The following is a 19,917-nucleotide window of genomic DNA, read 5'->3' as shown; positions in this document are numbered from 1 at the left end:
GTTTATCGACCTCCCACCAGGGTGGTGACGCGTAGTGTTCGATCATCGGGAATCTCTGCCTGGGACATCACCACCAGATGCCGGAGACGACGGCGCAGGAAGCGCGACAGCAACGGCCGCAAGGCGTGCTGCACGACCAGCACCGGCGGCTCGCCGCTCGCTTCGTGGCGCTCCAGCGCCTGCTCGGCCTGGGTCATCAAGGTTTCGGCAAGACCGGGTTCCAGCGCGCCGTTGCCGTTCATGGCCTGCATGAGCACCTGCTCCAACTGGGCGTCCAACCCCATCACATTGAGGGTTTCCTGACCCGCAAACCACTGCTGCGTGATGGCCCTGCCCAGAGCGATGCGTACCAAAGCGGTGAGCTCGTTGGGATCCTGCTGCTGAGACGCATATTCGGCCAGGGTATCGAGGATGGTGCGCATGTCGCGAATGGACACCTCCTCTTCGAGCAGGTTCTGCAGGATTCGCTGCAGCACCGTGAGGCTGATCGCCTTGGGCACCACGTCCTCGACCAGCGATTTCTGATCGTCGCTCAGTTTATCGAGCAGTTTCTGCACTTCCTGCCGGCCGAGCATCTCGGCCGAATGGCGATGCAGCAGGTGATTGAGATGCGTGGCCACCACGGTACCGGCATCCACCACGGTATAGCCATAGACCTGCGCATGTTCGCGCTGCGCGGAATCGATCCATACGGCCGGCAGCCCAAATGCGGGATCCTGGGTCGGCGTCCCCTGCAATTGCCCGGTCACCTGGCCCGGATCGATGGCCAGCCACTGCCCGGGAAACGCCTCGGCACGTCCGATCTCCGCGCCCTTCAGCGAGATCACGTAGGTATTGGCGCCCAGTTCCAGATTGTCGCGAATGTGCACCACCGCCGGCAGAAAGCCGACTTCCTGGGCGAACTTCTTGCGCACGCTCTTGATGCGCGCCAGCAGCTCGCCATCCTGGCGCTGATCGACCAGCGGTATCAAACGGTGGCCGACCTCGAGTCCCAGGGTATCGACCAGTTGGACGTCATCCCAACTCGCCTCTGGCGCCTCGGGGGCCGGCGGCGGCGCGGCCTGCATTTCCTTTTCCACCAGCTTCTGCTCCTGCTGGCGCAACAAGAACCAGGCGATACCGCCGAGCACGCCGGTAAAAATCAGGAACACCAGATTGGGCATGCCCGGCACCAGACCGAGCAGCCCCATGACCATCGCCGCCAGGATCATCACCTGTGGATTGATGAACAGCTGGCTGATCATCTGCTGGCCAACGTCCTGGTCGGTGTTGACCCGGGACACCGTGACGCCGGCCGCCGTGGAAATCACCAGCGCCGGAATCTGGGCCACCAGACCATCGCCGATGGTCAGCAGCGTGTAGGTACGCCCGGCGTCGGAAAAACTCATGCCGTGCTGCAGCATGCCGATCAGCAGCCCGCCGATGATGTTGACCACCATGATCACCAGCCCTGCCATGGCGTCACCGCGCACGAACTTGCTGGCACCGTCCATGGAACCGTAGAAGTCGGCTTCCTGAGCGACATCGGAACGACGCTGGCGCGCCTCGTCCTCACCGATCAGGCCGGCGTTGAGGTCGGCATCGATGGCCATCTGCTTGCCGGGCATGGCATCCAGCATGAAGCGGGCGCCGACCTCGGCGATACGCCCGGCGCCCTTGGTGATGACCATGAAATTGATGATGACCAGGATCAGAAATACCACCAAGCCCACGGCGAAATTCCCGCCGACCAGAAAACTGCCGAACGCCTCGATGACCTTGCCCGCTGCATCGCCGCCGGCGTGTCCCTCCATCAGCACCACACGGGTGGAGGCCACGTTGAGCGACAGGCGCAACAGCGTGGTGAACAGCAGTACCGCCGGGAAGGCGGCGAAATCCAGCGGCTTCTGGGTGAACATGCTCACCAGCAGCACCATTACCGCCAGCGCAATGTTGAAGGTGAACAGCAGGTCGAGGCCAAATGGGGGCAGCGGCAGGATCATCATGGCCAGGATCATCATGATCAGGACCGGTCCCGCCAGCAGTTTCATGCGCACGTCACCCAGCCAGTCACGGCGCCCCAGGTATTGGCTCAGGGATTTCATTCACGCGCCCCGTTCGGTTCGGTATCGTCGTTGCCCGGCACAGCCATGGAAGGCGGCACCGGCAGGTTATCGGGCGTTGGCGGCACGTCTCCCCCTTCGTCGTTCACATGCTTGAGACGGAAGGCCCAGGCCAGAACCTCCGCCACGGCAGTATACAGATCGAGGGGAATTTCGCTGTCCAGATCGACATGATGGTAGAGAGCCCGAGCCAGGGGAGCCGCCTCGAGCAGCGGTACGCCGGACTCGGCACCCAGCTCGCGGATGCGCGCCGCCACCGCATCGGCCCCCTTGGCCACCACCCGCGGCGCTCCCATGCGAGCCTCGTCATACTTCAACGCCACCGCGTAGTGAGTGGGGTTGGTGATGACGACATCCGCCTCGGGCACCTGACTCATCATTCGGCCCCGCGCCATGGCCTGCTGCTGGGAGCGTATGCGCGCCTTGACGTGAGGGTCGCCCTCGGATTCCTTGTGCTCGCGCTTGACCTCTTCCTTGCTCATGCGCAGCTTCTTGGTGTGGCTCCATAGTTGATACGGCACGTCGATGAGGATCACCACCAGCAGCGTCAGCACCATCAACCCGCACGCCTGAGCGGCCAGCATCAGCGCCGTTGCCAAGCCTTGTGTGGTCGACATGTCGAGAAGCGCCAGGTAGTCATAACGCTTCAAATAAAGAAAGCCCATGCCGACACCACCCACCAGCACGGACTTGGCTACCGCCTTGGCAAACTCCACCAGCGCCTGGGTACCCAGCATACGCTTGAGCCCCTTGAGAGGGTTGAGCTTACCGAGCTGCGGCTTCAGTGACTTGGCCGAGATCAGCCAGCCGCCCAGCAGGGCCGGTGCCACCAACGCGATCAGCGCCAACAGCAGGAACAGCGGCAGCATGGCCACCAGCGTACGCTGGCCGAGCTCGAGCACCTTGGCAAGCATCGGCCCGGTATCGAAGGCCTGGCGGCGCTCGAAGAGGAAGGCTTGCTCCATGACCGTTCCCAACTGGTCATAGAGCAGGCCGCCCATCGACCACATGCCGACGACGCCGCCCAGCAGCATGAGAAAGGTCGTCAGCTCGCGCGAGCGCGCAACCTGTCCTTCCTCACGGGCTTTTTCCAGGCGTCGTGGGGTAGGTTCTTCGGTCTTTTCCTGATCACTGCTCTCGTCGGCCATGGACCACTACCCGACACGGGTTTTTCCAGCCTGCCATTGTGGCGGCAAGATACCCGCAGCCATACGCCAAAAAGCGCCTATGATCGTGGCTTTATCGGCACGGCCGAGTCACCGGGGAAAGCGTACGGCGCGCTGACGGGCGCGCCGCGACAGGAGGCTGAGGGCTAGAACCCCAGTTGGTCCAGCAGATCGTCCACCTGATCCTGGTCGGTGACGATGTCGGCAGCGTCCGGCTTGACCTGAGGGCCGTTGAGCAGGCCCTCATCCCGCTTGCGAGCATCGCTTTCCCACTGATCGTTGGCCTGGCGCTGCATGCTCTCGCGGGCGAGCTCCTCGGGGACGTTGTCGATCAGCACCTGAACGAGCTGATGCTCGATCTCACGGATCACGTCCATCATCTTCTTGATCACCTGGCCAGTCAGGTCCTGAAAGTCCTGGGCCATCATGATCTCGAGTAGCTCCTTCTGTGTGGCCTGGGCCTTGTCCGGGACATCGGCCAGATAGGTACGCGTCTCCTTGACCAATTCGCGGGCGTCATCCAGCTCCTTGGGTTCGGCGAACCACTCGGCCCAGCGCTTGTCCAGGTCGACGGCCCGTTCGCTGAGCGAGTCTTGCAGCGGCTGGGCGCGATCGATGGCGTTCAACGCCCGCTCCGCCGCCTGCTCGGTCATGCTGGCTACATAGCTGAGGCGATCGCGGGCATCGGGAATGGCCTCTGCCGCTTTCTCGATCTCCTTGTCCAGCCCCAGCTCCCGCATGCTCTCGCGCAGCATGCGTGTGAGCTGGCCAATGCGCTGGACCAGGTCATCGCCCGCGGCGCCCGACGACCGGGCATCGCCCGACTGCTCGTTTGCGCTCATCTTTCGTCTCCTCGTACCGGCGAACGCCTAGCGCCCGCCGGTCTCGTCATTTGCCCAGCTTCTCGAAGATCTTGTTGAGCTTCTCTTCCAGGGTCGCCGCGGTGAACGGCTTCACCACGTAGCCGCTGGCACCCGCCTGGGCGGCGGCGATGATGTTTTCCTTCTTCGCCTCGGCGGTCACCATCAGCACCGGCAGCTCCTTGAGCTCGTCATCCGCCCGTATCTGCTTGAGCATCTCCAAACCATCGAGGTTGGGCATGTTCCAGTCGGACACCACGAACTCGAAATTGCCGGCACGCAGCTTGGTCAGCGCGTCCTGGCCATCTTCGGCCTCCTCGACGTTGGTGTACCCCAGCTCCTTGAGCAGGCTGCGAACGATCCGGCGCATGGTCGGAAAATCATCGACCACCAGAAAGCTCATGTCTTTATCGGCCATCGGAAATCCTCATTGCTTTCGACGATTAAAACTCTTCCCAGTCCCCTTCGGCGACGGCTTGGCGTGATTCCGTCTTACTGGGCTTGGGCTTGGGGTCCACCGGTGCCGCCTGTCGCGACTCACGAGTAGCCGGCAGACTGGCGGAAGTCGCTGCATGCCGATCGCCCTGGCTGTTATCAGAGCTCGGCCGGCTCGCGACCGGGGCGGCATGCTGATCGCTGCTGGCCAGACGGAAAACCGCCACGGCCCGCTCGAGCCGGTTGGCCTGTTCCTCGAGCGAAGCAGCGGCGGCCGAGGCCTCCTGAACCAGGGAAGCGTTCTGCTGGGTCACCTGATCCATCTGCTCCACGGCGTGGCTGACCTGCTCGATGCCATCGCTCTGCTCCTGGGAGGCCGCCGATATCTCGTCCATGATATCGGTCACCCGGCGCACGGACTTGACCACCTCCTGCATGGTATCGCCGGCATCGCGCACCAACACCGAACCATCCTTGATCTGAGTGACGGAGTCGTCGATCAGCGATTTGATGTCCTTCGCCGCCGTGGCGCTGCGGCTGGCCAGGTTGCGCACTTCGCCAGCCACTACGGCGAAACCGCGCCCCTGCTCGCCGGCACGTGCCGCCTCCACCGAGGCATTGAGGGCCAGGATGTTGGTCTGGAAGGCAATGGAGTCGATCAGGCCGGTGATGTCGCTGATCTTCTGGGAACTCTCGGAGATGCCATCCATGGTGGTCACCACCCGGTCGACCACTTCCCCACCGCGCTCGGCAGTCGTCGAGGCCTCCTGCGCCAGGCCGCTGGCCTGGCGGGCGTTGTCGGCATTCTGGCGTACCGTGCTGGTCAGCTCCTGCATGCTGGAAGCGGTCTCCTCCAGCGAGGCGGCCTGCTGCTCGGTGCGCGAGGAAAGGTCGGCGTTGCCAGTGGCGATCTCGCGGGTTCCCACATGAATGGAGTCGCTGCTGGTGCGCACGTCGCCGACGATCCCGATCAGGCTCTGCTGCATGCCGCGCATGGCGTTGAGCAGTCGCCCGACCTCGTTGCGCCCGCCTTCGGGAATCCGCGAGGTGAGATCGGCATTGGCGATGGCATCCAGGTTCTCGACCGCCACGTTGAGTGGGCGGATCACCACGCCGCGCAGGCCCAAGTAGATCAGACCGACGAGCAGCGCCACCGCTGCCAGCACGCCCCACTCGACCCAGGCGATCAATGATGAAAACGCTTCGAGTTCCGCCTTGAGGGCATCGCCACGCTCGGAGGCATAACTCATGAACTCGGTCATAGCGGCAGCCTTGGCGGCAACCGGCTCGGCCATCTCTTCACGGAGCGTGTTGAACGCCGTGGAATTCATGGAATCTAGCGCCGAGTGCTGCTCGCGTGCCAAATCGAGAACGGCCTGGAACGTCTCCTCGACCCTCGCCCCTAGCTCTTCACCGTCTTCAGTACGCGGCACCGCAACGAAATTCCCGAAACGCACCTCTGCACGATCCAACTCATCCAGGGCAGAGGCCAGACGATCGTCCGCTTGACCACTGCGCCCTAGCATGAACAGGTTGGAAGCCACTTCCAGGTCATAGAGAGCGCCTCTCAGCAAGGCGTCGGCCCGGTTGATCTCGTTGAGCTGGTCGACGTTGACCTGCTCTAGGGTGTCGATCGTTTCCTGCGATGTCCGATCGGCGAGGGTCGCGATGACCACGTTGGCGGCAAAGGCCACCAGAAAGAATGCCAGAGCCGCGATGACGGCGGCATGGATGCTCAAATTACGCAGGAAACGGGTCATTTGGTTGACGCCTCGAGTCGATTTCGGGATACGGTCATATTACGCATTGCTACGGTTCGACTAACGAAAAATTGACTGCATCCTTGACGGTATTCCCGCGCTTTCCTGCGCAGCGAAGCTGGCTGCGTCATACCCGCTGCGCTCGACCCGAGGCGGCTATCAGCGCCATCACGCGCTCGGGAATGTGCTCCAGCGACACCACCTCCTGAGCGCCGCCCATGGCGATCGCTTCGCGGGGCATGCCGAACACGACGCAGCTCGCTTCGTCCTGGGCAATGGTCGGCGAACCGGCCTGGCGCATCTCGACCAGCCCGGCCGCGCCATCCTTTCCCATGCCGGTGAGCAGCACACCAATGGCATTGCGTCCGGCCTGAGTCGCCGCCGAGTGAAACAGCACGTCAACCGAAGGGCGATGGCGATTGACGGGAGGCCCGTCGTCCAGACGCGCCACGTAGTTCGCCCCACTGCGCGACAACTTCAGGTGGTGATCCCCGGGGGCGATGTAGGCATGGCCGGGCAATACCCGCTCGCCGTCCGACGCCTCCTTGACGGTAATGCTGCACAGACGATCCAGCCGCTCCGCGAACGAGCGGGTAAACCCGCCCGGCATGTGCTGGGTGATCAGAATCGCCGGGCTGTTGGCGGGCAGCGGTTCGAGCACGGCGCGAATCGCCTCGGTACCGCCGGTGGAAGCGCCGATGATGATGAGCTTCTCGCTGGTGCTGATGGGCGCTTTGAGCCGAGCAGGCGTCGGCGTGTCGTGCTTGCGCGCCTGGCGAGGACGCGACTTGGCCGCGGCGCGGATCTTCTCGGCGATATCGTCTGCGTATTCGCGCATGCCGCTGCGAATGCCCAGCGACGGCTTGGCAACGAAATCCAGCGCGCCCAGCTCCAGGGCACGCAGGGTGACCTCGGAGCCCGCCTGGGTCAGCGACGACACCATCAGCACCGGCATGGGTCGCAGCCGCATCAGTCGCTCGAGAAAATCGAGCCCGTCCATGCGCGGCATTTCCACGTCCAGCGTCAACACGTCGGGGTTGTGTCGCTTGATCAGATCGCGGGCTACCAGCGGATCGGGGGCCACGGCAACCACTTCCATGTCGGGCTGTTCGTTGATGATCTCGCTGAGCAGGTCACGAATCAGCGCCGAATCGTCGACGCACAGCACCTTGATCGTTGTCGATCCCAAGGCAAGCCTCCTAGTCTGGCGAACCGCTGCTGGCGGTCCGCGGCGATAGCGAACTATTGACCCTATCGGCCAGGGCGCGGCGGAACTTTAACCGCGCCCCTTGGCCAGGGTGTAGACGGTCTGGCCGCGCAGCCGGAACACGTCAGTGATATAGGAGAAATTCTCCGAGTGCCCGGCAAACAGCAGTCCATCGGGTTTGAGCAGCGGCGCGAAACGCTCGAGAATCCGCGCCTGCGTCTGCTTATCGAAATAGATCATGATGTTGCGGCAGAAGATGGCATCGAAGGGACCCTTCACCGGCGGCCATTGCGGCGCCAGCAGGTTGAGCGAATGGAGCTCCACCAGGTTCGAGACCTCCGGCCGCAGACGAGCCAGCCCCTCGTGGCGACCGCGCCCACGCTGGAAGAAGCGCCTGATCCGCTCCGCATCGAGCTTGTTGACCTGCTCCACCGGATAAATGCCGGCCCGCGCCCGCTCCAGCGCATCGGTGTCGATGTCGGTACCCAACACGAAAGCATTGGACGCCCGCGAACCCAACGTTTCCATCAGCGTCATGGCGATGGAATAAGGCTCTTCGCCGGTGGATGCCGCCGCGCTCCACACCCGCACGGGTTCACGGCGATCTCGCACGTGATCGGCCAGCAGCGGAAAGTGGTGCGCCTCACGAAAGAAAGCGGTGAGGTTGGTCGTCAAGGCGTTGGTGAACGCCTGCCACTCCCGCGCCTCCGGATAGCGTTCGAGGCGCGCCAGGTAGTCGCCGAAGCGCGTCATGCCATGATGTCTCAGCCGCTTTGCCAAGCGGCTGTAGACCATCTCGCGCTTATGTTCGGCCAGCACGATCCCCGCCCGCTCATAGATGAGCTGACGAATCCGCGTGAAGTCCGCATCGGTCAAAACGAGGTCGCGCTCCAGCTGACCGCCGCTCGACCACTGCCCCGCGTCGGAGGCAGCACCTTCCACAGACTGGGTCAAAACGTTTCCCACTCCTCTTCAGCGGCCGAACTGGCAGGGGCCGATCTCGATTGGCGCTTTTCGGGCAGCGGATCACGCTCAACCTGGCGCGGCGACTCAGGACCCGAGCCACCGCCGGCCTGGCTTCGCGACGCCGACGCCGACGCCACGGCGACTACCTGTTCCGCCCCCATACCGCGCATGCGGAATACCTGTATGTCGCGTGCCAGGTCTTCGATCTGGCGCATCAGACTCTTGGCCGCGGTGGCCGTCTCCTCGACGCGGGAAGCGTTCTCCTGGGTCACCTGGTCGAGTTCGCCGATGGCCTGGTTGATCTGGCCGATACCGTTGCTCTGCTCTTCCGACGCCGCGGTAATCTCGCCGATGATGTCGTTGACCCGTGTCGAAGTTTCCATGACCTCGGACATGGCGCTTTCGACCTGTTGCACTCGGCTGGCACCACCTTCGATCTCACCGTTGGTGCCGTCGATGAGCCCGCGAATCTCCTTGGCGGCGTCGGCGCTGCGACCGGCCAGGCTGCGCACTTCCTCGGCCACCACGGCGAAGCCGCGGCCGTGCTCGCCGGCCCGCGCCGCCTCCACCGAGGCATTGAGGGCCAGAATGTTGGTCTGGAAGGCGATACCATCGATGACCCCGATGATGTCCTTCATCTTCTGCGAGCTGGCGGTGATTCGCTCCATGCTGGACACCACCTCCTGCATCAGCTCGCCGGTGTCGCGCATGCGGTTGGCATTGTCCATGGCCAGACCGCTCGCCTGCCGGGCATTGTCGCTGTTCTGCTGCACCGTGGTGGTCATCTCCTCCATGCTGGAGGCGGTCTCCTGCAGCGAGGAGGCCTGCTGCTCGGTACGTGAGGCCAGACCCTCGTTGCCGTCGGCGATGGAGCGACTGGCCGGCTCCACCACGCCGATGCCGTGCTTGACCCCTAACGTGGTGATGTAGAGACTGCGACGCATGATGCCGAGGGTATCCATGAGCCGACCGAACTCGTCATCCTTGAGCTTGGGTACCACGGTGGCAAGGTTCCCCGAGGCGATCTGCAGTGCGATGTTCCTGGCCCGGTGCAGCGGGCGGTTGATGGCACGCATGATCCAGCCACCGAAGGCGACCAGCACCACGAGCCCGACCAGCAGGAAGACGGCCTGGCCGATCATCATCTGACGCTGCCCCGCTGAGGCCGCTTCCGACATGTCGAGAGCGGCCTGACGCTTCTGCTCGATCAGCTCGTTGACCATGCCCGACAGCTCGCGCCCCCGCTCGCGCAGCGGCTGGATGTCATTGTTGAGGGCCGTGAAGGTATCCATGGAGTCTTCGGAGGCCAGCGCATCACGAATGTTCGTGAGGTTCTCGTCAACGTAGCGAGTGACCGCCTCACCGAAATCATCGGCCAGCGACGTGGCATTGACATCACGATCACGGTACTCACCCCACAGTTCACGCAGGCGTACCACGATCTCGCTCAGGCTCTCGGCATGCGTCTCGCGTTCGGACAGGATCTCCATGCGGTCCTGTCCGCCAACCTGCTGGTGCGCCTGGGAGATCAATTGGTCGATCTGCTGCAGGCGAATCACGTCTTGCAGGCCGTCGCGATTGAGCTCGTCGAGGCGCTCGCCGGAAACCTGCAGTCCGAACAGACCGACACCGCTGCTCACCGCCAGCAACAGTAGCGGTACCAGCGTCATCATCACCAGCTTGGCGCGCACGCTGCCCAGGTTGAGCCGCGTCCACCAACCGAGCACTCCCCCGCGGGTCACCCGGCCGTCGCGAACCGTCAAACCGTGACCCTTGTCGTCACGCAGCCTCGCATACTGCTTCTCGGCGCGCTGAACCGCCTCGGCGTCGGCTTTGACGCGCACCGAGGTATAGCCCAAACATTCGCCATCCTCGATGATGGGCGTCACCGTCGCCTGCACCCAGTAGTGATCGCCGTTCTTGCAGCGATTCTTGACCAGCCCCTGCCAGCTGTCGCCTTTCTGCAAGGTGGCCCACAGGTCCTCGAAGACCGGCGGCGGCATGTCGGGGTGGCGCACGATATTGTGGTCCGCGCCGTACAGTTCTTCCCAATCGAAACCGCTGACCTCCACGAAATGGCTGTTGGCGTAGGTGATCCGCCCCTTGAGGTCGGTTCGCGAAATCAGCAACTGCTCATCATTGAGCCGGTATTCTCGCTGGGTGACGGGCTGGTTGTTGCGCATGTTCCCTCCTGTTCTTCTTGCTCCAGACTCCCTGCCGCATCAAGGGCAGTGATCATGCGCGCGATCACGTCAGGGGGAGTCGCATTCTCGTTGTTGTCAGTCGTGCACCGGCCACGCTAGGACGCCGCCGGGTGGTAGGTCAGAACGACGCCCACTCTTCTTCGTCTTCCTGCACCGGGTTACTGCGTGACGCCGGCAATGCCGCTGTTTTGCCAGATGCCGGGGCGCTGCTCGCGCCCTTGGCCGTGGGCTTGGGATCGATGTCGGCGGGTGGCTTGGCACGACCCTGCGAACGTCTTTCGCCGGCCGCCTCACCGGCCAGACGGAAGTTGAACACCGCCTCGTGAAGTCGCGCGGCCTCGGCCTCGAGCTGAGTGGCAGCGCTGGCCGCCTGCTGCACCAGAGCGGCGTTCTGCTGTGTCACCTCGTCCATCTGGGTGACGGCCTGGTTGACCTGGCCGATGCCGTTGCTCTGCTCCTGCGAGGCGGAGGCGATCTCATCCATGATGTCGCTGACCCGCTGCACGGCCTGCACGATCTCGGTCATGGTCTTGCCAGCGGTGTCGACCCGCTGGGTACCGGCATCGACACGTTTGAGAGAAGCCTCGATGAGCTCGCGAATCTCCCCCGCAGCGGTGCCGCTGCGACCGGCGAGGTTGCGCACTTCCTGAGCCACCACGGCGAAGCCACGGCCATGCTCGCCGGCCCGCGCCGCCTCCACCGAGGCATTCAGCGCCAGAATGTTGGTCTGGAAGGCGATGTTGTCGATCACCTCGATGATGTCCGACATCTTGTGCGAGCTTTCATTGATCTCGTGCATGGTGGTGACGACATCGCCAACCACCTCGCCCCCTTGCTGAGCGGTGCGCGTGGCCTCGGCGGCAAGCTGGCTGGCCTGGCGGGCGTTGTCGGCGTTGTGCTCCACCGTGGAGGCGAGCTGCTCCATGCTCGACGCGGTCTCGGCCAGTGAAGCCGCCTGCTGCTCGGTACGCGACGACAGCTCGTTGTTTCCCTGAGCGATGTCCTGGGCACCGTGATAGATCCCCTCGCCGCTGCGGCGGACCGTTCCCACGGTCGCCGAGAGGCCGTCCTGCATGTGCTTCAGGGAGTTGAACAACCGCCCGATCTCGTTGTTGCCGCGCTGCTCCACGGGCTGGGAGAGATCGCCCTGCGCCAGGCCCTCGAAGTACCCGACCAGACGCGCCAGCGGCTTGAGCACGTTGACGGTAATGCCCCACATCACGATCGCCATCACCGCGGCGGAACCCGCCAGGATGACGATGATGCCCAGGCGCATCCAACCGGCCAGGCTCTCGTAGGATTGCGACAATGCCAGGCCGCTCTCGCCGGCCTCGGGCGCGATGTCGGCGACGGCATTGGTGCCGATGTGCAGGGCATACAGCCCCAGGCCGCTGAGGAGCACGATGACGCCGGCGAAGAACACCAGCACCAGACTCCAGCTGACCCGCACGGTCATGTTGTCGAGAAGCTTCACGTCATTCCCTCATGATCGACAGGCACGCAGCCTGATGGTTGTGGTCCGTCGACCGGCCGCGCTGAGGCGGCCGGCACCGTCATGCTTCACGCCTCTGCCGGTTCGCGACGCTCTCCCCAGGCATCCTCGTCGCGGCCGTATGCAGGCGCAGGCAAGGATTGCGGCCTCGGGTCGGCCGTCGACAGGGTCATGCCGTCGACGCGAAAATGCGCCACCTGCTGGGTCAGACGCCGGCTCTGCTCGCTGAGGCGTTGCGCGGCATTGTTGCTGCTCTGCACCAGGCCCGAGTTCTGCTGGGTCATCTGATCCATCTGAGTGACGGCCTGATTGACCTGCTCGATGCCACTGCTCTGCTCCACTGAAGCCGAAGATATCTCGGCCACCAGCGTGCTGAGCTGGGTGATGTCGCGCACCATGCCGTGAATGACTTCGCCCGTCTCGCGCACCAGCTGGCTGCCGTTGCTGACCTGGCTGTCCGACTTCTCGATCAACGTCTTGATCTCCTGGGCGGCCTCGGCGCTGCGGCTCGCGAGCTTGCGAACCTCCTCGGCCACCACCGCGAAGCCACGCCCGTGCTCACCGGCGCGTGCCGCTTCGACCGAAGCGTTGAGCGCCAGAATATTGGTCTGGAAAGCAATGGACTCGATGGTGTCGACGATGCTGGTCATCTGTACGGCGCTGTCGTTGATGCTCGACATCGCCTCGATGACGTTCTCCATCGCCTCGCTGCCTTGCTGGGCGCTCTGCTCGGTCTTGCCGGCAAGGTCACGAGCCTGATCGGCATTGTCGGCATTCTGCTTCACCGTCTGGGTGAGCTGCTCCATGCTCGACGCCGTCTCGGCCAGGGAGGCGGCCTGCTCTTCGGTGCGGGTGGCCAGCTCATCGTTCACCGAGACGATGCTTTCTACCTCCTGGTCGACTTCGTGAGCGCGGCGATTGATCTCGCCAATGGTTCCCGCCAGCGAACCGCGCATGCGGTCGATGTGGTAGAGCAGGCTGCTGTCGTCACCCTTGCGCAGCGTCACTTCCGGCGTCAGGTCGCCGTCGGCGATATGGCCGACGAATTCGGCCGCAGTGCGCGGCTCGCCGCCCAACCGACGAGAGATGTCGCGGAACACGCTGCCGATCATCAGCGTGACCGGAAGCCCCACGATCAACAAAGGCACCAGGCTCCAGGCCAGCTTGGAGACGAAGGCGGCGTTGATGTCGTTGACATAAACCCCGGTCCCCACGACCCAGCCCCAATCGGCATGGTACTGGTGAAATGAGGTCTTGGTGACGAGTTCGTCGTCTTCGTCCGCGTGAGCCCACAAGTAGCTGACGAAGCCGTCGTCGTCGTGCACCGACTCGACGAATTCGCGAAACAGGAAGCGGTCCTCATCGTTCTGGAAGTCGCCCAGATTGGTGCCCACCGGCAAGCGCGGGTGGGCCCACAGATCGTAGTCTTCATTGAAGACGTAGATATAACCACGACCTTCATCGTAGGTCATGCTGCTGATGACCTCGGCCACCTGGCTCTTGGCTTCCTCCTCGCCGAGCTCACCGGCTTCCACCCGTTGGGCATACCCGTCGATGGCGTTCATGGCCATGTCGGTATAGTCGCTCAACGCGCTCCGGCGCTCCTCGACCATGATCTGGCGATTCTCCCAGGCCCCCCAGGCGACCAGCACGATCATTGCCAGCCAGATGAAGGCGAACGATCCCCACAGCTTCTGCATCGTGGTCAGTTTCAACTTTCAACCCCCTGTTCCCAAACGGCTCACTGGCGTTATGCAACGTTATTGTATAGAGGCCGGGGCATCACAAAATTGACCCCGGCCAAGTCTCACTCGGCAACCTTCTCCACCAGAGCCATTTCGTCGCTGGTGAGCAGCTTGTCGATGTCGACGATCACCAGCATGCGGTCCTCGAGACTGCCCAGGCCGCTGAGGAAGTCGGAAGAGAGGGTGACCCCGAACTCGGGGGCCGGCTTGATCTGGTCCGGCGACAGGGTCATCACGTCGGAGACGCCATCAACCACGATACCCACGATGCGATCCTCGACGTTGACCACGATGACCACCGTCTGACCGCCGTACTCGACCTTCTCGAGATTGAATTTGATGCGCAGATCGACGATCGGCACGATCACGCCGCGCAGGTTGGTCACCCCCTTGATGAACTCCGGGGTGTTGGCGATGCGGGTGACGTTCTCGTAGCCGCGGATCTCCTGCACCTTGAGGATGTCGATGGCGTATTCCTCGTCGCCCAGCGAGAACACCAGGAACTCGCTGTTCTGCGCTTCCGCCGCGGCCAGCGCTACATCGGTCGTCTGGTTCATGATGACGTCTCCATCTCGTTGTCGGTTACGGATTCGAGCGAACGATCGGCGGGCTTGTGCCGACGCGCTTCTTTCTTTTGACGGCTGAGCCGGTGCAACCCGGTGATATCGAGTATCAGCGCCACGCTGCCGTCACCCAGAATGGTGGCGGCGGAGACGCCCGGCACCTTGCGATAGTTGGTTTCGAGATTCTTGACGACGACCTGCTGCTGGCCCACGAGGTCATCCACCAGCAGCGCATAGCGACGCCCCTCGCCCTGCACGATCACCGCGATGGTCTCGGTCAACTCGGTGCGGGCGTCGGCGACATCGAGCGCTTCATGCACCGCGACTACCGGCAGATACTCGTCGCGCACCTTGAGCACCACGTCGTCACCGGCCATGGCATAGATGTCCTCCTTGGCCGGCTGCAACGACTCCAGCACCGCCGACAGCGGCAGGATGAACATCTCGCTGCCGACCTTGATCGACATCCCATCGAGGATCGCCAGGGTCAGCGGCAGCACGATGCGAATGGTGGTGCCTTCACCTGGTTTCGAGGTGATCTGCACGCTGCCGCCCATGCCCTGTATGTTGCGCTTGACCACATCCATGCCGACACCGCGGCCGGAGACGTCGGTGACTTCCTTGGCGGTGGAGAAGCCCGGGGCGAAGATCAGCTGCCAAACGTCATCGTCGCTCATGGTATCGGAGACGTTGAGGCCGCTCTCGCGAGCCTTGTCGAGCAGCTTCTCGCGGTTGAGGCCGGCACCGTCGTCGATGACCTCGATGATGATGTTGCCGCCCTGGTGCTTGGCCGACAGTGTCAGCTTGCCGGTACGCGGCTTGCCGGCGGCCTCGCGCGCATCGGGTGGCTCGATGCCGTGATCGAGACTGTTGCGAACGAGGTGGGTGAGCGGATCGATGATGCGTTCGGTCAGGCTCTTGTCGAGCTCGGTGGCCGCCCCCTCGGTGACCAGCTCGATCTCCTTGCCGAGTTTGCCGGCGGTCTCGCGAACCACCCGTGGAAAGCGACTGAACACGAAATCCATGGGAATCATGCGGATCGACATCACCGACTCCTGCAGATCCCGCGCATTGCGCTGCAGCAGGCTCATGCCGTTGACCAGGTTGCCGTTGGCCGGGCCCTCCAGCTCGCTGACGGTCTGATCGAGCATCGACTGGGTGATGATCAGCTCGCCCACCAGGTTGATGATCTGGTCCACCTTGTCGACGGAAACGCGAATCGAGGTCGACTCGCTGCCGGCCTTGGCCTTGGGCTGCGCCTTGGACTTGTCGGCGGGTTTGGGCTTGTCGTTACCCTTCGACTCCGCCGACTTCGGCTTGTCGGAAGCCACGGCGGCCTTCTCCGGCGCGGCAGACGGCTTGGCCTCTTGCGCAGCCGTTTCCTCGTCGCTGGCGGCATCGGCCGTGGCCGACGGCTCGCCCTGATCGGCCCGCTCCACCGGCGCACGAATCTCGAGCTGATCGGCATCGATGATGAAGCACATCACGGCCTCGATGTCGTCATCGCTGACCGTGGACTCCATCACCACTTCGTAGCGTTTTTCATCGCCGTGATGTTCGACGACCTCGCCGAGCTGGCCAAGCTCTTCAACCAGAAGTTCGCGATCCTTTTCGCCCACTCCGAGCAGAGCAACTACCCGGCACCCGTCATTCGCGGCCCCCGCACCGGCGGCTGAATCACTGCTCGGCTCGGCGTCGGCTTCGGGCTCAGCAGACTGGCTGGGTGGCTCGCTCTTGGCGCCGCCATCGGGCTGCGGCATGTCGCCGCCGGCCGCCTCCAACCCCTTGCCGATCTCCTCCAGGGCCACCTGCTGCAGGGTCTTGCAGATACGTTCAAAGGCCTCCTGATCGGGCTCGTCGCCGTTACGGTAGGCGTCCAGCTGATCGTTGAGCATGTCCTTGGTTTCCAGAAAGGTATCGACGATGTCCCGCCGCAGAGCCATCTCGCCGTTGCGTGCGTGGTCCAGCAGGTTCTCGAACAGATGGGTGGTTTTCTGCAGCACATCGAAGCCGAAGGTGCCGGCTCCGCCCTTGATGGAGTGCGCCGCACGGAAGATGGCATTGAGCTGCTCCGAATCCGGATCGTCTACATCCAGCTCCAGAAGGTGGCGCTCCATGTCGGCCAACAGCTCCTCGGCCTCCTCGAAGAAAGTCTCATAGAAGTCCGTGATATCCATGCGCAGTTCCACCTGGTTTCAGTTGATATCCAAGCCGACTCACTCGCTACCGAGCGAGCGGCTGAGGCTTTCCGTGAATTGTCGTACCGGCGCGAGGTTCACATCGCCGCCGAGTGGCGCGTCCTGTCGACGACTCATCGGACTCGGCATGCCGGGCCCGTTCAACACGCCCGGATTGCGAATCCGCTCCGCCACTTCGGGCAACAGCACCAGCAGCTCGATGCGCCGGTTGATCGGATCGAAGGGCTCCGTGTCCGGCATCGGCACGCGATCGGCGAAGCCGGAAACGCGCAGCAGCTTGACCGATTCCAGACCGCCCTCCACCAGCTCGCGGCGCGAGGCGTTGGCACGGTCGGTGGAGAGCTCCCAGTTGCTGTAGCCCCGATACCCGCTCAGGTAGGCGAGGCTGTCGGTGTGTCCGCTGATGCTGAGTTGATTCGGCAGTTCGTTGATCAGCGGCGCCATGGCACGCAACAGATCTCGCATATAGGGTTCCACGCGAGCGCTGCCCAGATCGAACATCGGCCGCTGCTCCGTATCCAACAGTTGGATGCGCAATCCCTCCGGCGTCAGATCGAAACGCATCTGGTCGCGTAGCTGGCGCAGATCCGGATCCTGCTCGATCACCGTCTCGATGCGCCGCTGCAGATCCATGAAGAAGCGTCGCTGCTCCTCGCTGGGGCGCGTGCGCTCCTGAGTATCGATGCGCGCCCGTTCGCCATCGCTGTGCGCCGGATCCGGTCCGCCGCCGGGAATCACCTGAGTACTGCCGGAGCGCTCGCCACCGGTGACGGCATTCACCAACGGCGTGCTGAAGTACTCCGCCACCCCTTCGCGCTGCTCCTGGGTGGCCACCGAGAGTATCCACATGACCAGAAACAGGGCCATCAGCGCCGTCATAAAGTCGGCCAGAGCGATCTTCCAGCTGCCGCCATGATGGGCGTGAACGACCTTCTTGCGGCGAATGATGATGGGCCGCTTGCCTGAATTCTCGCTCATTCGACCGTGGCACCCGCCTTGGCATTACGTACGTACTCTTCGAGCTCGCTGAATCCAGGCCGCTCAGTGCTGTGCAGCGCCTTGCGGCCGAACTCGACCGCCAGCTGCGGCGCGTAGCCATGCAGGCTCGCCAGCAGGGTCACGCGGATGCACTGCAGCATCTTCTCCGCTTCCTTGGCCTGACGCTCGAGACTGGTCGCTACCGGGTTGATGAAGCCGTAGCCCAGCAGAATGCCGAGGAAGGTACCCACCAGGGCGTGGGCGATCATCACGCCCATCTCCTCCGGGCCGGCATCGGCGCTGCTCAGCGCCTTCACCACCCCCATGACCGCCGCCACGATACCGAACGCCGGCATGGCGTCGCCCACCTTGGCGATGGCGTCGACGGGAATGTGCGCCTCCTGCTCGAAGGCCTCGATCTCGTGCAGCATGAGCTCATCGATTTCCATCGGGTCCATGCCCCCGCTGACCATCAGGCGTAGATAGTCGGTCAGAAAGTTCATCAACATCGGATCGCTGCTCACCTTGGGGTGCTCCTGGAACAGCGCACTCTGCTGGGGGTCGTCGATGTCGCGCTCGATGCCGAGCATCCCCTCGCGGCGAACCTTGCTGAGCAGCTTGAACTGCACCGCCAGCAGTTCCATGTACATTTCCTTGTTGTACTTCTTGGTGCGGCGCAGCTTGGGAAAGATCTTGAACGTCGCCTTGAGCGCCTTGCCGTTGTTGGCCGCGATGAATGCCCCCACCCCGGCGCCGCCTATCATCAGCAGCTCAGTGGGCTGGTAAAGCGGCCCTAGATGGCCGCCGGCCAGTACATAGCCGCCGAACACGCAGAGTATGACGACGACGTAGCCAATCAGAATCAGCACAACCGGTATCCTTAGTCAGGGATGCGTCTTGATGTCATAGGGATGTATCGGCCACCGCCATCACGACTTGAGCCGCAGCCACAAAAAAATAGTCGCTCAGCCAGCGCCGCCCCGGCAGAGCCTACCGGGGCGGAATCGTCAATGAGACTATGGGGATGGGGTTCTCGCTCCCGCCAGCGACTCAGCCGGAGGCTACCGTCAGCGAATCGACCGCTGCCTGGGCAGCTTCCCGTTCGCGGCGCTTGCGGGTCTTACCGGCACGCGACGGCGGCATGCAGATGCCACAGACGTAATCGTGGTCCGGCGAGTGGGCGTGGGCCACGTAACGGCCGGCGCACTGCGTGCATGACGACAACTGCAGTTGATCGCTCTCGAAGAAGCGCACCAGGGTCCAGGCCCGAGTCAGCCCCAATACCGGCTCCACGTCATCGATGCGTACCTGCTCACCATACAGGCGATAAGCCGTCACGAAGGCCGGCATGCGCTCGCAGCCCTGCTCAGAGCGAAGCCGCTCATAAATGTTGTAGAACAGCGAGGCATGCACGTTCGGCAGCCAGGTGATGAACCAATCGGTGGAGAACGGCAGCATGCCCTTGGGGGGCGACATGCCGCGCACCTCCTTGAACAGCCGTATCAAGCGCGCCCGACTGAGATCGGTCTCGGTTTCCAGCACCTGCAGGCGTGCACCGAGTTCGATCAACTCGATGGCCAGCTGCACCTGCTGCATTTCCGTGACGAGGCTCTTCTGACTCATCCTTCACCTCCCGCCAGCGGCGACGCATTCCCCTGACCGGCCATCAGCAGCGCAGCATGGAACCGCGACAGGCCATTGTCTCGAGGGTTGTCCACCACCTGGCGCAGGCGTTCAGCAGCCTCATGACCGAAATGGCAGAGCAGCTGGTTGGTACGGGACAGCGTGGTGAGTTGCGAAGCGTTCAACGAGGCGATCAGATCGGCCATGTCGTCATCGATCTTGAGACGAAACATGGCCGCCGAACGGTCCTCGGTCAGCAAACGCTGGGCGAGCAACAGATAGGCAAGGTTGAGATCCTGTATCTCATCCAGGTGATCGGTGGTTTGCATAAGGTTCCCTGCACGTGATATCGCGCGTCGTTTTTATCTAACACTTTTTTTTGGTTCTTCGCAGACTGGCGTGAAATGAGCAGGGCGCTGAGCGAGGTCAGGATAGAGAAACGGCGGTAAATCCGAGTAAGCTGATATTCGCCAAAACGTCAGCCTACGGACACCGCCGTTGCCATGGATGCTACCCCGCTATGCCTGTTCTGGAAAGGCTTCACTGTCGCCCACCACGAATTCCTGGATCCTCAGACGCTGCGGCTCCAGCTGGAGTCCGATGACCGGATCCCGCCCG

At 63.3% G+C, this 19,917-nt stretch carries 16 protein-coding genes; all 16 read right to left on the bottom strand.

Annotated features, from left to right (window positions below; genetic code table 11):
- Positions 1-2: 2 nt before the first annotated feature.
- The 16 genes from flhA to flhD all read right to left on the bottom strand — a co-directional run bounded on the left by flhA (position 3) and on the right by flhD (position 19,628).
- Positions 3-2,084, bottom strand: a complete 2,082-nt coding sequence (gene flhA / locus GFD32_RS05630; RefSeq protein WP_163575587.1) for a flagellar biosynthesis protein FlhA — start codon at positions 2,082-2,084, stop codon at positions 3-5.
- Positions 2,081-3,250, bottom strand: a complete 1,170-nt coding sequence (flhB, locus tag GFD32_RS05625; RefSeq protein ID WP_163575586.1) for a flagellar biosynthesis protein FlhB — start codon at positions 3,248-3,250, stop codon at positions 2,081-2,083. Before flhB ends, flhA begins: the two co-directional genes overlap by 4 nt.
- A gap of 164 nt (positions 3,251-3,414) precedes the next feature.
- A complete protein-coding gene (gene cheZ, locus GFD32_RS05620; protein ID WP_163575585.1) occupies positions 3,415-4,110 on the bottom strand; it encodes a protein phosphatase CheZ in 696 nt (231 codons plus the stop codon).
- A gap of 46 nt (positions 4,111-4,156) precedes the next feature.
- A complete protein-coding gene (gene cheY / locus GFD32_RS05615; protein ID WP_163575584.1) occupies positions 4,157-4,546 on the bottom strand; it encodes a chemotaxis response regulator CheY in 390 nt (129 codons plus the stop codon).
- 25 nt (positions 4,547-4,571) lie between these two features.
- Complete coding sequence (locus GFD32_RS05610; RefSeq protein WP_163575583.1) at positions 4,572-6,323, bottom strand: methyl-accepting chemotaxis protein; 1,752 nt, start codon at positions 6,321-6,323, stop codon at positions 4,572-4,574.
- A gap of 127 nt (positions 6,324-6,450) precedes the next feature.
- Positions 6,451-7,512 carry a protein-glutamate methylesterase/protein-glutamine glutaminase gene (locus GFD32_RS05605; protein WP_163575582.1) on the bottom strand — a complete coding sequence of 354 codons (1,062 nt, stop codon included), beginning with the start codon at positions 7,510-7,512 and terminating at the stop codon, positions 6,451-6,453.
- Between the two features lie 87 nt (positions 7,513-7,599).
- Positions 7,600-8,484 (bottom strand): CheR family methyltransferase, encoded by an 885-nt coding sequence (locus GFD32_RS05600; protein ID WP_163575581.1) that lies wholly within the window; start codon positions 8,482-8,484, stop codon positions 7,600-7,602.
- Entirely contained in the window at positions 8,481-10,679 is a 2,199-nt protein-coding gene (locus GFD32_RS05595; RefSeq protein ID WP_163575580.1) for a methyl-accepting chemotaxis protein, read from the bottom strand. Before GFD32_RS05595 ends, GFD32_RS05600 begins: the two co-directional genes overlap by 4 nt.
- Positions 10,680-10,818: 139 nt before the next feature.
- The gene (locus tag GFD32_RS05590) at positions 10,819-12,174 is read right to left on the bottom strand and encodes a methyl-accepting chemotaxis protein (RefSeq protein WP_407081070.1); all 1,356 of its coding nucleotides are present in this window, start codon (positions 12,172-12,174) and stop codon (positions 10,819-10,821) included.
- An 86-nt stretch (positions 12,175-12,260) separates the two neighbouring features.
- A complete protein-coding gene (locus tag GFD32_RS05585) occupies positions 12,261-13,907 on the bottom strand; it encodes a methyl-accepting chemotaxis protein (protein ID WP_240455555.1) in 1,647 nt (548 codons plus the stop codon).
- A 92-nt stretch (positions 13,908-13,999) separates the two neighbouring features.
- On the bottom strand, positions 14,000-14,494 hold the full coding sequence (gene cheW / locus GFD32_RS05580) for a chemotaxis protein CheW (RefSeq protein ID WP_163575579.1): 495 nt from the start codon (positions 14,492-14,494) through the stop codon (positions 14,000-14,002).
- Positions 14,491-16,677 (bottom strand): chemotaxis protein CheA, encoded by a 2,187-nt coding sequence (gene cheA, locus GFD32_RS05575; protein WP_163575578.1) that lies wholly within the window; start codon positions 16,675-16,677, stop codon positions 14,491-14,493. Before cheA ends, cheW begins: the two co-directional genes overlap by 4 nt.
- Before the next feature lie 39 nt (positions 16,678-16,716).
- The gene (motB, locus tag GFD32_RS05570; protein ID WP_163575577.1) at positions 16,717-17,676 is read right to left on the bottom strand and encodes a flagellar motor protein MotB; all 960 of its coding nucleotides are present in this window, start codon (positions 17,674-17,676) and stop codon (positions 16,717-16,719) included.
- Complete coding sequence (gene motA, locus GFD32_RS05565; RefSeq protein WP_163575576.1) at positions 17,673-18,545, bottom strand: flagellar motor stator protein MotA; 873 nt, start codon at positions 18,543-18,545, stop codon at positions 17,673-17,675. The genes motB and motA overlap by 4 nt, the downstream gene beginning before the upstream one ends.
- 181 nt (positions 18,546-18,726) lie before the next feature.
- Entirely contained in the window at positions 18,727-19,299 is a 573-nt protein-coding gene (flhC, locus tag GFD32_RS05560) for a flagellar transcriptional regulator FlhC (RefSeq protein WP_163575575.1), read from the bottom strand.
- Positions 19,296-19,628, bottom strand: coding sequence for a flagellar transcriptional regulator FlhD (gene flhD / locus GFD32_RS05555; protein WP_163575574.1), 333 nt, complete (start codon positions 19,626-19,628; stop codon positions 19,296-19,298). The genes flhC and flhD overlap by 4 nt, the downstream gene beginning before the upstream one ends.
- Positions 19,629-19,917: the final 289 nt, after the last annotated feature.

The sequence above is a fragment of the Halomonas faecis genome (assembly GCF_010993975.1).
GTDB classification, from domain to species: domain Bacteria; phylum Pseudomonadota; class Gammaproteobacteria; order Pseudomonadales; family Halomonadaceae; genus Halomonas; species Halomonas faecis.
This window is presented reverse-complemented; position numbering and strand designations above follow the sequence as displayed.